The organism is Pseudomonas sp. SWRI81, from assembly GCF_014268545.1.
Taxonomy (GTDB): domain Bacteria; phylum Pseudomonadota; class Gammaproteobacteria; order Pseudomonadales; family Pseudomonadaceae; genus Aquipseudomonas; species Aquipseudomonas hamedanensis.
Genome location: NZ_JABWQS010000024.1, coordinates 81,789 through 94,134, shown reverse-complemented (window position 1 = coordinate 94,134; position 12,346 = coordinate 81,789). Strand labels below are relative to the sequence as shown.

General features: G+C 61.2%; 11 protein-coding genes. 3 read left to right on the top strand and 8 right to left on the bottom strand.

The features are described 5' to 3' along the window. Positions 1 to 150: 150 nt before the first annotated feature. The gene (locus tag HU765_RS16405; RefSeq protein WP_186621727.1) at positions 151 to 1,653 is read right to left on the bottom strand and encodes an AhpA/YtjB family protein; all 1,503 of its coding nucleotides are present in this window, start codon (positions 1,651 to 1,653) and stop codon (positions 151 to 153) included. A gap of 134 nt (positions 1,654 to 1,787) precedes the next feature. Here HU765_RS16405 and serB point away from each other — a divergent pair, with 134 nt between their 5' ends. Then, entirely contained in the window at positions 1,788 to 3,002 is a 1,215-nt protein-coding gene (gene serB / locus HU765_RS16400) for a phosphoserine phosphatase SerB (protein ID WP_186547702.1), read from the top strand. Between the two features lie 103 nt (positions 3,003 to 3,105). On the opposite strand, the gene HU765_RS16395 is transcribed toward serB, so the two are convergent. The 4 genes from HU765_RS16395 to HU765_RS16380 all read right to left on the bottom strand — a co-directional run bounded on the left by HU765_RS16395 (position 3,106) and on the right by HU765_RS16380 (position 8,195). Then, on the bottom strand, positions 3,106 to 4,854 hold the full coding sequence (locus HU765_RS16395) for a molecular chaperone (RefSeq protein WP_186621725.1): 1,749 nt from the start codon (positions 4,852 to 4,854) through the stop codon (positions 3,106 to 3,108). A 66-nt stretch (positions 4,855 to 4,920) separates the two neighbouring features. Next, complete coding sequence (asd, locus tag HU765_RS16390) at positions 4,921 to 5,781, bottom strand: archaetidylserine decarboxylase (RefSeq protein WP_186621723.1); 861 nt, start codon at positions 5,779 to 5,781, stop codon at positions 4,921 to 4,923. Beyond that, positions 5,781 to 6,614 (bottom strand): thiosulfate sulfurtransferase, encoded by an 834-nt coding sequence (rhdA, locus tag HU765_RS16385; RefSeq protein WP_186621721.1) that lies wholly within the window; start codon positions 6,612 to 6,614, stop codon positions 5,781 to 5,783. Before rhdA ends, asd begins: the two co-directional genes overlap by 1 nt. A gap of 42 nt (positions 6,615 to 6,656) precedes the next feature. Next, the gene (locus HU765_RS16380; protein WP_186621719.1) at positions 6,657 to 8,195 is read right to left on the bottom strand and encodes an HDOD domain-containing protein; all 1,539 of its coding nucleotides are present in this window, start codon (positions 8,193 to 8,195) and stop codon (positions 6,657 to 6,659) included. A gap of 166 nt (positions 8,196 to 8,361) precedes the next feature. On the opposite strand from HU765_RS16380, the gene motA reads away from it, so the two are divergent. Then, the gene (gene motA, locus HU765_RS16375) at positions 8,362 to 9,213 is read left to right on the top strand and encodes a flagellar motor stator protein MotA (RefSeq protein ID WP_186547692.1); all 852 of its coding nucleotides are present in this window, start codon (positions 8,362 to 8,364) and stop codon (positions 9,211 to 9,213) included. A 3-nt stretch (positions 9,214 to 9,216) separates the two neighbouring features. Beyond that, a complete protein-coding gene (motB, locus tag HU765_RS16370) occupies positions 9,217 to 10,257 on the top strand; it encodes a flagellar motor protein MotB (protein ID WP_186547690.1) in 1,041 nt (346 codons plus the stop codon). Positions 10,258 to 10,341: 84 nt separating this feature from the next. On the opposite strand, the gene HU765_RS16365 is transcribed toward motB, so the two are convergent. Genes HU765_RS16365 through HU765_RS16355 form a run of 3 tightly spaced genes read right to left on the bottom strand, consistent with a single transcriptional unit; the run spans position 10,342 to position 12,196 of the window. Further along, positions 10,342 to 10,827, bottom strand: a complete 486-nt coding sequence (locus HU765_RS16365) for a toll/interleukin-1 receptor domain-containing protein (RefSeq protein WP_186621717.1) — start codon at positions 10,825 to 10,827, stop codon at positions 10,342 to 10,344. Then, complete coding sequence (locus tag HU765_RS16360) at positions 10,827 to 11,786, bottom strand: caspase family protein (RefSeq protein WP_186547686.1); 960 nt, start codon at positions 11,784 to 11,786, stop codon at positions 10,827 to 10,829. Before HU765_RS16360 ends, HU765_RS16365 begins: the two co-directional genes overlap by 1 nt. 2 nt (positions 11,787 to 11,788) lie before the next feature. Then, entirely contained in the window at positions 11,789 to 12,196 is a 408-nt protein-coding gene (locus HU765_RS16355) for a TIR domain-containing protein (protein WP_186547684.1), read from the bottom strand. Between the last annotated feature and the right edge of the window lie 150 nt (positions 12,197 to 12,346).

Here is a 12,346-nt window from a genome sequence, read left to right as displayed (position 1 = left end):
CTCCCACAGTGGATCTGCGCTGGGCCGCAGATATCTGAGTGAACACAAAACCCTGTGGGAGCGGGCTTGCCCGCGAAGGCGCGGTGTCAGGCAACAAAAAGCCCGCAGACAAACACGTGTCGACGGGCTTTGGTGTATCGGGCTTAAGATTTACGCCCGGCGCTCATGCATCCGCGCCAGTTGCCGTTCCAGCATCGAGGGATAAGGCTCCATCAAGCGCTCGACGCAGCAAGCGCCCTCAGGGCTGGCAATCGGGCGGATCCGCGCGCGCTGACGGATCAGCACGTCATCGCTGATCTTGCGTTCTACCAGCAGCAGGTTGCGGCTGTGCTGCGACAAGGCCAGGGCATCCTGGGCCGAGTCGGTCAGCAGCAGGTCGATCTGGCTCAGGCCGAACAACTCATCGCCCAGGGTCAAGCCCAATTGCAATTGCAGGGTAATGCCGCTGTCGGCGACTTCGATCTGCAATTGATGACCCAGCGCACGCAGCAGTTCGCCGCAGCAGATCGCGTTGGTCAGGTAATCGTCGCCGCTGTCTTCGGTGTGGAACAGCATCAGCGTGCTGCCATCGTTCAGGGTCTCGATTTCGCCCTGATACAGCGAGGCGGCCTGTTCGAGGCAGTCGCGATAGCGCTCCTGCAACTCTTCCAGACGTGCCCGGGGCAGGCGGCGCAATTGCTCCTGGGAACCCAGTTGCACAGCCAGCACGGCGGTGTGTTGCGGCACGTTCGGGGTCGGTTTGCGAGTGAGCGGTTGCACGGCGCCGTTGAGCGATTCGTCGCGCAGGTCGGCGAAGGCGTCATCGTCGTCATCATCCTCAACCGTGCTGACCAGGTGCCGCGGTGCCGGTTTCTGTGCGGCCAACGGACGGGTTTCGTCAAAACTCGGATCGCGCAGGTTACGCACCTCGAATTCCGGCTCGTCTTCATCTTCGAATTCAGGTTCCGGCTCAGGGGCTGGTTCCGGGGCGTAGCTGGCGTGCAGCTGGCGCGCCAGATCGCCGATCTCATCCTGACGATCAATGCCCGGCGTGTGTTCGTCGATCCGGCGCAGCCACACGCGTAATTGCAGCAGTGGCGTGGACAGATAGCGGCCCATACGCAGGCTCAAGGCCAGCGAAAGCGCCAGCAGGATTGCACTGAGGATGCCCATGCTTTGCAGGCTGATGGTCATCGGCTGCTGGAACTGATCCATGTCCAGGCTGATACGCAGTTGGCCGGCGGTCACGTCCTGGAACGTGATCTTGCTCTCGTACATGCCTTCGGCTTCGCCCAACAGGCTGTGCTTGGGGCGCTGACCGGACTCGGCGAGGATACGGTTGTCCACGCTGTAGATCGCCGCATGGGCCACCAGTTTATTCTTGGTCAGGTTGTTGAGCAGCACGTTGAGGCTGAGGATGTCGTTGGACACCAGCAGTTCGGTGGCGGATGTCGCCGTCTGCGTGGTCAGGCTCTCGCCCAGCGCATCGGCCTGCTCGTGCATGGCCTGCTTGAATTGCAGCCCCATCACCCCGGCATAGATCACCAGGGCCAGAGCGACCAGGATCACGTTGTGGCTGGCAATGCGCAATGCAATCGGCACACGGCGGTGGCGCAGTGCACGGAAGATCAGCAGGAAGAAGTTATCGGTTTTAACTGGCGTGGGCCGGTTCACTTGAGCTCGGCTCTTTGTCCGTGAAGTTGACGCGCAGTATAGCGACAGGCCCTAGACCGGCAAAGCGCTCGCGGTGCCCGATGGTCACTGAAAGTGGGTAGAATGCGGTTTTTTTCCAGCTGCGGGGGTGCGCGTTGCGCGAAATCGTCCTGATTAACATCACGGGAGTCGACCGTCCGGGTCTGACAGCGGCCATTACGGGTGTCCTGGCACAAGGTGGTGTGAACATTCTCGACATCGGTCAGGCGGTGATCCACGACACCCTGTCGTTCGGCATTCTGGTTGAAATCCCCGATTCCGAGCAGGGCAAGTCGGTGCTCAAGGACATCCTGTTCAAGGGTTACGAACTTGACCAGCAAGTGCGCTTCACCCCGGTGTCCGAAGAGGATTACCAGCAGTGGGTGGGCAATCAGGGCAAGAAACGCCATATCGTCACCCTGCTGACGCGCAAAGTGACCGCCGGCCAATTGCAGGCAGTCAGTGCGATCACTGCCAAATACGGTTTGAACATCGATCATATCGACCGTCTGTCGGGCCGTATGCCGCTGGACACGCCGGCTGACAAGGGCAAAGGCTGCATCGAGTTTTCCGTGCGTGGCGAAGCGGCTGACCCGCAAGCACTGCGCGCCGAATTCCTCAGCGTCGCGCAGGCGTTGAATGTCGATATCGCCTTCCAGGAAGATTCGCTGTTTCGCCGCAATCGGCGTCTGGCGGTGTTCGACATGGACTCGACCCTGATCGAGGCGGAAGTGATTGACGAACTGGCCAAGGCCGCCGGCGTCGGCGATCGGGTCTCGGAAATCACCGAGCGGGCCATGGCCGGCGAGCTGGATTTTCGCGCCAGTTTCAAAGAGCGCCTGGCCTTGCTCAAAGGTCTGGACGTCAGCGTGCTCGACTCGATCGGCGCCTCGCTGCGCTTGACCGAAGGCGCCGAAACCCTGTTCGCCGAACTCAAGCGCCTGGGCTACAAAACCGCGATCCTGTCCGGCGGCTTCACTTATTTCGCCAAGCAACTGCAAGCCAGGCTTGGCATCGACTACGTGTTCGCCAACGAGCTGGAAGTGGTCGACGGCAAGTGCACCGGCGTGGCGATCGAGCCGATCGTCGATGCGCAACGCAAGGCCGATCTGCTCAGGGAACTGGCGCACAAAGAAGGCCTGCGTCTGGAGCAGACCATCGCGGTCGGCGACGGCGCGAATGACCTGCCGATGCTGGCGATTGCCGGGCTGGGCGTAGCGTTTCGCGCCAAGCCGCTGGTCAAGCAGTCGGCGAAGCAGGCGATCTCAACGTTGGGGCTGGATGGAGTGTTGTATCTGCTGGGCTTGCGCGATCGCGACGGTCAGCTCTAAGTCTTCTATCGACTGACCCGGCCATTTCGCGAGCAGGCTCGCTCCCACAGGAGACCTCATTCCCCTGTGGGAGCGAGCCTGTTCGCGAAGGCCGCACCTCGGTCTAGAGCGACTTCCACAACGAATCAAAATCTTCCTCGCCCCCGGCATTTTGCGCAGCCTCCAGCGAACGATAAGCAAACTGATTGAAACTGTGCGTACTCGCCACCCGCCGATCCAGTCCGGCGCGGTGTTCTTCGCCTTGTGTGTTGATGACCACCTTGTTGCCCTCCTGAAATGGCAGGCGCGGCGCGAGCACCGTGGCCGGCACATCGATCGCGCTGATTTCCGGCAGCAATAAACCGCGCAAGTACTGACTGTGATCGTCCTTCGTACGCACCAGTTGCAGTCCACAGGGTTGGGCGTGTGGCGCAACCAGTTCAATACCCATCTGCGTACCGCTGCCGCGCACCTGACGAATCCAGCGAATCACCGCAATGCTCCAACCCTTGCTCTCGCTGTCCTGAATGCCGAGCATTTCCCCGGCCTGCAATTCGGCCGGCACCTCGCTTGGCCAGGCCAGGCAATAACCGCCGGGGCTGTGGTTGATTACGGGCAAGGCGTAGGTTGGATAGTTCGGGGCATGGCCTGGGCTTTCGTCTTCGGCCAATTGGTCGTATTGGATTTCCTCATAAGGCAGCAGCTCATCGTTGCCTTGCGGTGCCGCGTCAAACGCTTGGCTCCAGCTGTCCTTTTCACCCTTGGCTACCACACTGCTGAAATTCGCCGCACGGGCGCCGGGGTGTTTGAGCAGTTCGCTGAAGGTACGCTCGCCGGCGAGATAGAAATGCAACGCACTCATGCCGACGCACACTGTCAAGGCGCCTTGACCGGCAATGCGCTGAAAGCTGCGTTCGGCAGTCTGTCCCCAAGTGGCGTGCAGATGTTGCAGGGTGTCGACGCTCAGGCCGGCGGAGATGGGTAAGGGCGGCGAGGTCGGCTGATGCAGCAAGTGCGTTTCGAGCTGCTGGACCAGCGGTTGTGGGTCGAAGCCCAGCAGTGCGCTCTGTTGTTCGCTGCGAAACATCTTCCGGTAGCGCGGACCGACGTCAAGGTCCGGGCTGATCGCAAACAAACCGCCGTCGGCGCGGCCCGGATTTAGCTTGAGCAGAGCACTCCATGGCTCGATTACCTCGGCAAGCCGGGCAATCTGGCTCTGACGCAGCTGGTTGCAACGGGCGCTGCCCAGCAACAGGGCGGCGACGTAGGTCTGTTCGACGCTCAGTTCGCTGGTCAGAAAGGCCAGGTCATCGCGCACCGGGCGCTGTTGCAACTGCAATTCGGTGGCGCTGCGATACAACTGATGCAGTTCGAACCACACCTGTTCGGGCGGTGAGCTGTACAGCTGCGTGGCGCGCACCAATTGTCCCTTGAGCGCATGAGCGGCGCGTTGCAGCGCGGTGCTGACCAGTGCCGCGCGGTCCTTGCTGTACTTGGGCGCGATGCGCAGCACGATCTGTTTGTAGCCGATCGCCAGATGGCCTTGCAGCGCCTGACACAGGTTGCTGACCTTGCGCGAGCGCTCATCGAGCATGATCGCCTGATGCAGAAAGTGCCGTTCCAGATGCTGGCAGACGAAATACACCTCGGGCCGCAACAGCTCCAGCAGTTGCAGACGATTATTGCTGGGCGTTAGCAAAACGTTGAGTTCGCCCAGGCCTTGATAGAGCAGGCGGGCGGTTTCGCCGATGTTGGCCTTGGGCAGGCCGGCGATCCAGCGCTTGAGGTCGCGCGGGCTGGCGTCGCAAAACGACAGGCGCGATTGGGTGGGAGTAGGAGCACGCAACTGGGGGGAGGATATGGTCTGGCTCATGCCAAAAACCATAGCAGCAAATACAGCACTTTGCGGAAGCAGCGCTGGCTGCTTCCGCAAAGGTTGTCACACTCTCGGCAGTGCCAGACCCTGGCCCATCTGCACCGGCGAACCAGCCACCAGCCCTTCAGCCCACTTCACCTGATCCGCGCCGAACAGCACGATCGCCGTCGAACCCAGCTTGAAGCGCCCAAGTTCAGCACCTTTTTCCAGATGAATCGGTGCGCGGGCGGCTTCGTCGTAGCGGAAAGTTTTCAGTTCGCGCTTGGGTGGCGTGACCAGACCGGCCCATACGGTTTCGATCGAAGCGACGATCATCGCGCCGACCAGCACCACAGCCATCGGCCCGCGCTCGGTGTCGAAGATGCACGCCACGCGCTCGTTGCGGGCGAACAGTTCCGGGACGTTTTCGGCGGTAGTCTGGTTGACCGAGAAAATCCGCCCCGGGATGTAGACCATTTCGCGCAGGGTGCCGGCCAGCGGCATGTGCACGCGGTGGTAGTCCTTCGGCGACAGGTAAATGGTGGCGAAGTCGCCCCCCATGAACGGCGCGGCGTTGGCCGCATCACCGCCGAGCAATTCGAGCACGCTGAAGCTGTGGCCCTTGGCCTGGAACACGCGACCGTGCTCGATCGGGCCGAGCTGGCTGACTGCACCGTCGGCCGGGCTGAGAATCGCGCCCGGGGTCGCGTCCAGCGGACGCGCGCCGTCTTTCAGGGCGCGGGTGAAAAAGGCATTGAAGTGCTCGTAGGCGGTCAGGTCTTCGACCAGTGCCTGGGACATGTCCACCTGATAACGCTTGGCGAACCATTGGGTGAAGGCATTTTTAAACCAGCGCACGCGGCACTCGGCAATGCAGCCGGCCAGACGCGACAGCAGGTGGTGCGGCAGCAGGTATTGGCTGAGGATAAACAGACGCTCTTTCATTAGTTGTCCTTGGAAGCTTGAATCTCGACAGGCGTGTCGGGGTGGTTGCCCCATTCGCCCCATGAACCGGCGTAGCCCTTGACCCGCGGATACCCGAGGGATTTGGCCACCAGATAAGTGAAGCCCGACCGGTGATGGGTCTGGCAGTGGGTAATGACTTCTTTGTCCTTGGTGATCCCGAGCTGTTCGAGGATTTGTGGCATGTCCTTGCGAATGCGTAGCTGACGGGTCTGGTCCATCCCGGCAGTCCATTCGAAATTGACCGCACCGGGGATATGTCCGCCCTTGGCGGCGAGGACCTTCTCACCGGAATATTCCAGCGGCCCGCGCGCGTCCCAGATCGCCAGATCGGCGGCGCCGAGACGGCTTTGCAAGTATTCGCGGGTGGCGGTCGGCTCATCGTGCAGCGTCAGCGATACCGGGCCGCCAACGGCCGCCGGCACCTGGATCGACATCGGCATGCCTGCGGCCAGCCATGCCGGCAGGCCACCGTCCAGATAGTGGTATTTGTCGTGACCGATCACATCGAGCAGCCAGATAAAGCGTCCGGCCCAGCCGCCGCCCTCGTCGTCATACACCACGTAGACCGCGTCCTGGCGATGGCCCAGCTCGCCGAACAGCGCTTCCAGATCGGCTTTGGCCGGTAGCAGCCCCGGCGCCGGCGGCTGGCCGAGCTGGGTACGTTTCGGGTCGACAAAGCGTGCGCCGGGCAAATGGCCTTCGCTATAGCGGGCTGCGCTGGTCAGGTCCACCAGAATCAGGTTGTCAGACTCGAGACGCGGGAGCAGGTCGCTCGGCTCGATGACGAGCGGCAAGCCAGAGAAGTCAGACATGTGAGGTCTCCAGAGCACAAAGGGGAGGATTGTAGCGCAGCCTCATCGGCCACGGCTGCTAAAGCTGTGCAGGGCTTTTTCGATGCACTGCGCGGTTTTGCCGAAGGCTTGCACGGTGATCTCGGCGAACGGCCCGCCACCCTGATCGGCGACAACGATCATGATCACCCGACCGTTATTGACCAGCGAGCGCAGAAACAGATGCTCGCCACGAAACAGCGTGCGCAGGCTCGGCGGTAGCAGCGCGGAAAACTGCGCGTTGTTCTCAGGGGTGATCCGCACTTGCGCCTGCTGGGCGAGCAGGCGTTGCAGGACCTTGCTTTGGCTGACGGCATAACTCAGCGCCGCGGCTTCTTTTGGCAGGCCGGCGGCCTGCTGCACGCGCAGCGTCGAATGGGTGCGATCAGCCATCAGCACCATCACCCGGCGCATGCCGCTGGCCACCAGTGCGTCACGTGCGGCGACGGTCAGGCTCATGGCGTTGGTGAAACGGCTGGGTTCGGCCAGCAGTTCGGCACATTGCCGACGCCACTGACTCAAGTCTTCGGCGTTCGGCGCTGCCGCCGGTAACATTCCCGCAGGCAAGCGCCGGGCGCCCCACGGCCACAGCAGCGCTACCGCTGGATGCCAGAGATCGGGCATGGCGTGATGACGGGCACTGTTCGCGGCCTGCTGGTGCAGTTGTTGCTGCACCTCGTCCATCGGCATCTGCAAATAAAGGCTGGTCAGGTATTGCCAGCGCGCGCTGTGCGGACAGTCCCAGGCCTGTTGCGCCGACAGTGCCAGGCCGTTTGCCAGCAGCACGGTATTGGCCGGCTGATTGAGCCAGCGACGCAGGGTCGGGTCTTCGTCGAGGCGATTTTGCTGGCGCAGCGGATGCTCGCTGTCGCGGGCAATGCGCAGCACTTTGACCAGCTCGCGCTGCTCACCAAGCAGCAATTTGTAGCCTTGCTGAACCCAGATCGGCAGGTGCCAGGCTTCCACCAGCGCCGCCGCGATGCTCAGCAGGCGCACGCCGAACAGTTGCTTCTCGACGGCCTGTGCCGGTTCACCCTTGTGGATAACCCGCAGTTCCCATTCTTCGAGCAGTCGGGGAAAGGTCAGCGCCAGCGGCCACAACGGCGAGAGAAACAGCAGGCTGCCCCAATGGATATCCTGCCACAGCCGCGCCAGGCGACTGGCGAAAAAACCGTTGGCCTGTTGCGTCGCGTGCTGGCTGATCATTTGCAGCTGGCGCAGGGCCTTGGGGATCTGCATGTGCGGTGCGGCGGGCAGGCGCGCCAGCAGTTCTTCGGTGCGGGCCAGGCCCAGGCGATTGATCGCGACCTCAAGGTTTTCCGCCGGCGCAGCCATGGCGCCGTGGGTGTGACGATTCGCCTCACGGATGATGCTCAAGGCCAGCGCCGGGCTGTCCTGCATCAGGTCGGCGATGTCGCGCAGCGAGCTGCGATTGTCACGGATCGCCCGGCAGACTTTGTCGTGTGCCTCTTGCGGCACGGGCAGGGGGACGCTGTCGAGCAGCTTGACCCAGCCGGCGATGGTGGTCGGAATTGCGGATGGGACGTTCGTTTCATTAGCCATGTCTGGACGAGATCTTCACTGACTGTAGACGCGCCCGGCATGGGCTAAATTGGCTTTTCGCCTGAACTGGCTATAGTCTGGCGCAGTTTTGCCGATAAGTAGAAGAAGAGATTTTTTAACTTCCGAATATGACCTTGAACCCGACTTAAGTAAGTACCTTCTACCTATGGCTAAAATTATCGGCATCATCGTCGTATTCGCGAGCGTGCTCGGCGGATACGTGCTCTCCCACGGCAAGATTGCCGCCCTGATCCAGCCCTTCGAGGTGTTGATCATCGGCGGTGCGGCCCTTGGCGCGTTCCTCCAGGCCAACCCCGGCTACATGACCATGCACGTGCTCAAGAAATCCCTGAGCATGTTCAGCTCGCGCTTCAGCCACACTTTCTACCTGGAAGTGCTCGGCCTGATCTACGAGATCCTCAACAAGAGCCGCCGCGAAGGCATGATGGCTATCGAAGGCGACATCGAAGATGCCGCGGCGAGCCCGATCTTCGCCAAGTACCCGGCCGTGCTCAAGGATGAACGCATGACCGCGTTCGTCTGCGATTACCTGCGCATCATGTCCTCCGGCAACATGGCTCCGCACGAACTCGAAGGCCTGTTCGACATGGAGTTGTACAGCCTGAAGGAAGACCTCGAACACCCATCGCACGCGGTCAACGGTATCGCTGATGGCATGCCCGGTTTCGGTATCGTCGCGGCGGTACTCGGTATCGTGGTGACCATGGCGTCGCTGGGCGAAGGTGACCAGGCGTCGATTGGTCTGCACGTGGGTGCGGCACTGGTCGGTACGTTCTTCGGTATTCTCGCGGCGTACGGTTTCTTCGGCCCGCTGGCGCACTCCCTGGCCCACGATGCCAAGGAAGAACTCAACGTCTACGAAGCCATCAAGGCCTCGCTGGTGGCTTCGGCGTCCGGCATGCCGCCGTCGCTGGCGGTCGAGTTCGGGCGCAAGGTTCTGTATCCGGCCCACCGTCCGAGCTTCGCCGAGCTGGAACAAGCAGTTCGCGGTCGTTAAGACATGGAAAATAATCAGCCGATCATAGTCAAGCGCGTCAAGCGCATTGCCGGCGGGCACCACGGCGGAGCCTGGAAAATCGCCTTCGCCGACTTTGCGACGGCGATGATGGCGTTCTTTCTGGTGTTGTGGCTGCTCTCCACCGCGACGCCGGAGCAGAAGATCGCCATCGCCGGTTACTTCAAGGACCCGGTCGGTTTCTCCGAAAGCGGCACGCCGTACATCATCGACCTGGGCGGTACGCCAACCCTGGCCCCGGAAAACACCCTCAACCCGGAAGTGAAGTCGCAGCCGCAACCGGACAAGGTCACGGTCGATACCGAACAGGTTGAAGGCATGGCCGAGCAGGTTGAGAAGGAGCGGCTGGAGTTGTTGCTGCAAGAACTGCAGAACAAGGTCGACGAGAACCCGCAGTTGCAGAAGTTCAAGGATCAGATCCTCTTCGAAATCACGCCGAACGGCTTGCGCATCCAGATCATGGATGCCGAGAACCGGCCGATGTTCGACTCCGGCTCCGCACGCCTGAAACCGTACTTTGAAGACATTCTGCTGGCCATGGCCGACACCATCAAAGCGGTGCCGAACAAGATCAGCATCAGCGGCCACACCGACGCCAAGCCGTACATTGGCACGGGCGATTACGGCAACTGGGAACTGTCGGCCAACCGCGCCAACGCCGCTCGGCGTGCCTTGGTCGCCGGCAGTTATCCCGATGCGCAGGTGGCGCGGGTGGTCGGTTACGCCTCGTCGGCATTGTTCGACCGGGACAACCCGTTCAACCCGGTCAACCGCCGTATCGACATCGTCGTGCTGACCAAGAAAGCCCAGGCAGCCATCGAAGGCGCGCAAGGTGCTGATGCGGCGAAGCCTGCCGATCAGAGTCAGAACGGCGCTGCTCCGGCAGCTCCGGTCGACCCGAACGCGCTGCCGGCGGACAAGCAGCCAGTGCCGGCTCACGAGTTGCGTGAACGCTTGAATCTGTTCGATGACGCCGCGCCTAAACCTGCTGACCCGGGCGCGGCGGCGCCAGCGCCGAAGCAGTGATCAAAAAAAACCGACAGCGATGTCGGTTTTTTTTTGCCTGATCAGCGGCCACCCCTCACGGGGCTTTTCAAAAGTGAGGCGATTCTAGAACCCGCGGCGAATCCGGTTTTTCAGCTGTTCATGAAACATCTCCGCATTGCGCTTGTAAGCTCCCTTCACCGACTCGCTGATTGAATCCAGGGCCATCGACCGCTTGTCCGACACCTCCTCGCGATACGCCTCGATAAAGAAATTCAGATCGCTGGCCGTGCTCAGCTTTGGCCACTTGTCCAGATAGATCGGCAGTTCAGCCGGCCCGGTTTTGAACGTACAGATCCGTCGGTTGCTAATGGTCGCCTCACCAATTTCAAACGGCACCCACCACGACAACGCCGTTTTCTCTGAAACCACTGCCAGCAAATGCGTGCATTCGGTGATGTTGCGGGTGATCACCCCGGTGATGTCGTCGGTGGTCTGCGATTCCGGATCCAGCACGTCGAGGTACGTCTTGATGTTGGCCTGGGTCAGGCGCGTATTGATGTTGATCGCATGAGCGCGATCCATGTGGCGGTAGCTGATGAAAACGGGCATCAGAAGTGTCCTTTCAGAGCGAGTTCGCGGTAATAGGCGCCGAGGGCGGTGAGACGGCAGCCGGTGGCGTTGAGCGCGGCGTAGTACATGTGCTCGGCGTCGACCGGTTCGATCAGGCTGTGGCGGTTGCATTTCTGCAACTGAGCGAAAATTTCGCCGTGCGCCGGGTCGAAGGTCGCTTCGGTAGGTTCATAGCTTCGGTCCAGCGCGAAGACTGACTCGGCCTCGGCGAACCAGTCGGGCAGTTTGCGCAGGATTTCCTTGGGGATCAGCGGCGAGACTTCACGCAGGGAAATGAACTGCGAAACGTTGGTCTTGAACACCGGGCGCTGTTCCCAGGCGTCGAGGGCGTTATCGACGAAGGAGTACAGGCTGCCGGGAGTGATCTTGCCGAGGATGTTCGCGGCGCCGCCGTGCAACGCCTGCAAAAGCAGGCCGGTAAACACGCCGTGCTGCGCGCCCTCCAGCGCCGGCTGCTCTTTCTTGCAGGCGGTCAGAATCGTCATGCCTTCGCAGACCGTGCTGCTTTCACTGCGCAAGGCGCGCACCTCGCCGGCCGAGCCGCTTTGGCAGCAGTCGAGAATGATCACTTTGTTTTTGATGCGCGTGGCTTTGCTGGCCCAATTGAGGACGTCGCTGATACGGACGCCGTCCTTGGCGCTGCGGTAGTCCTGTGGGATCAGCATGCCTTCATCGGTGTCGGCATCGAAGCCGCCGTGTCCGGCGAAATACAGCAGTGCGACGTTGCAGTCGCCGGAAAACAGCTCGCGAATCTGGTCCTCCAGTTTCTCTCGACTCAGATAATCTTCAGCGGACGTCAGCACGATGTTCTTGAAGTTGGGGTCGCCATTGGCGTCGGTCTTCAGCACCGAGGCCATGGCCATGGCGTCGTTGCAGCAGCCGCTCAGCGCAGAAATGTTCGAGTAATCGTTTATGCCGATAAACAGTCCCTTGCGCATGGTTACACCGCCGTGTGCAGGCGGATCGCGCTGACGATACTGTTGGTGTTCCACGCGCACTCGGCATGAGCCGCATTGCGCACGACCGTGGAAATACGTTCGGCACCAAAGGGCTTGATCGCGATGATCACCTTGCCCATGCGTTTGGCGATCTCGATTTCCTTGTTGATCCATTTGCTGTAGGTCGAATACATGCCGGCCATGATCAGCACTGCCGAGCAGGGGCGAATCTTGTTTTCGATGGCTTCTTCAAGTTGCTTGTCCGTGCGCGCGCCGACGATAGGGTTGTGCGGCGGCACGGAAAAATTCTTGTAGGTGAACGTCGGATGGGCGTTGAGCAGGCGGACCAGATTGTCGTGGCTGTCTGAGTAGTTCCACGAATGGCTGATGAACAAATGGTAGGTTTGCATAGGGTCCTCGGAAGTCGCGAAAGTGCGAAGGAGGACCCGAATGTAGGCTTCTGGAGCGCGCTCACAAGATCTGCGCGGCGAAACAGAAAAGCCCTGCAAGCGAACGAGCGCAGTCTTTCGGAAAGATCTGACGTTTAAGTTTGGCAGGGT

What these genes read in the sequence shown, in the direction of transcription:
- HU765_RS16395 (WP_186621725.1), bottom strand. Translation starts at nt 4,854, where the DNA reads ATGAGCCAGACCATATCCTCCCCCCAGTTGCGTGCTCCTACTCCCACC.
- asd (WP_186621723.1), bottom strand. Translation starts at nt 5,781, where the DNA reads ATGAAAGAGCGTCTGTTTATCCTCAGCCAATACCTGCTGCCGCACCAC.
- rhdA (WP_186621721.1), bottom strand. Translation starts at nt 6,614, where the DNA reads ATGTCTGACTTCTCTGGCTTGCCGCTCGTCATCGAGCCGAGCGACCTG.
- HU765_RS16380 (WP_186621719.1), bottom strand. Translation starts at nt 8,195, where the DNA reads ATGGCTAATGAAACGAACGTCCCATCCGCAATTCCGACCACCATCGCC.
- motA (WP_186547692.1), top strand. Translation starts at nt 8,362, where the DNA reads ATGGCTAAAATTATCGGCATCATCGTCGTATTCGCGAGCGTGCTCGGC.
- motB (WP_186547690.1), top strand. Translation starts at nt 9,217, where the DNA reads ATGGAAAATAATCAGCCGATCATAGTCAAGCGCGTCAAGCGCATTGCC.
- HU765_RS16365 (WP_186621717.1), bottom strand. Translation starts at nt 10,827, where the DNA reads ATGCCCGTTTTCATCAGCTACCGCCACATGGATCGCGCTCATGCGATC.
- HU765_RS16360 (WP_186547686.1), bottom strand. Translation starts at nt 11,786, where the DNA reads ATGCGCAAGGGACTGTTTATCGGCATAAACGATTACTCGAACATTTCT.
- HU765_RS16355 (WP_186547684.1), bottom strand. Translation starts at nt 12,196, where the DNA reads ATGCAAACCTACCATTTGTTCATCAGCCATTCGTGGAACTACTCAGAC.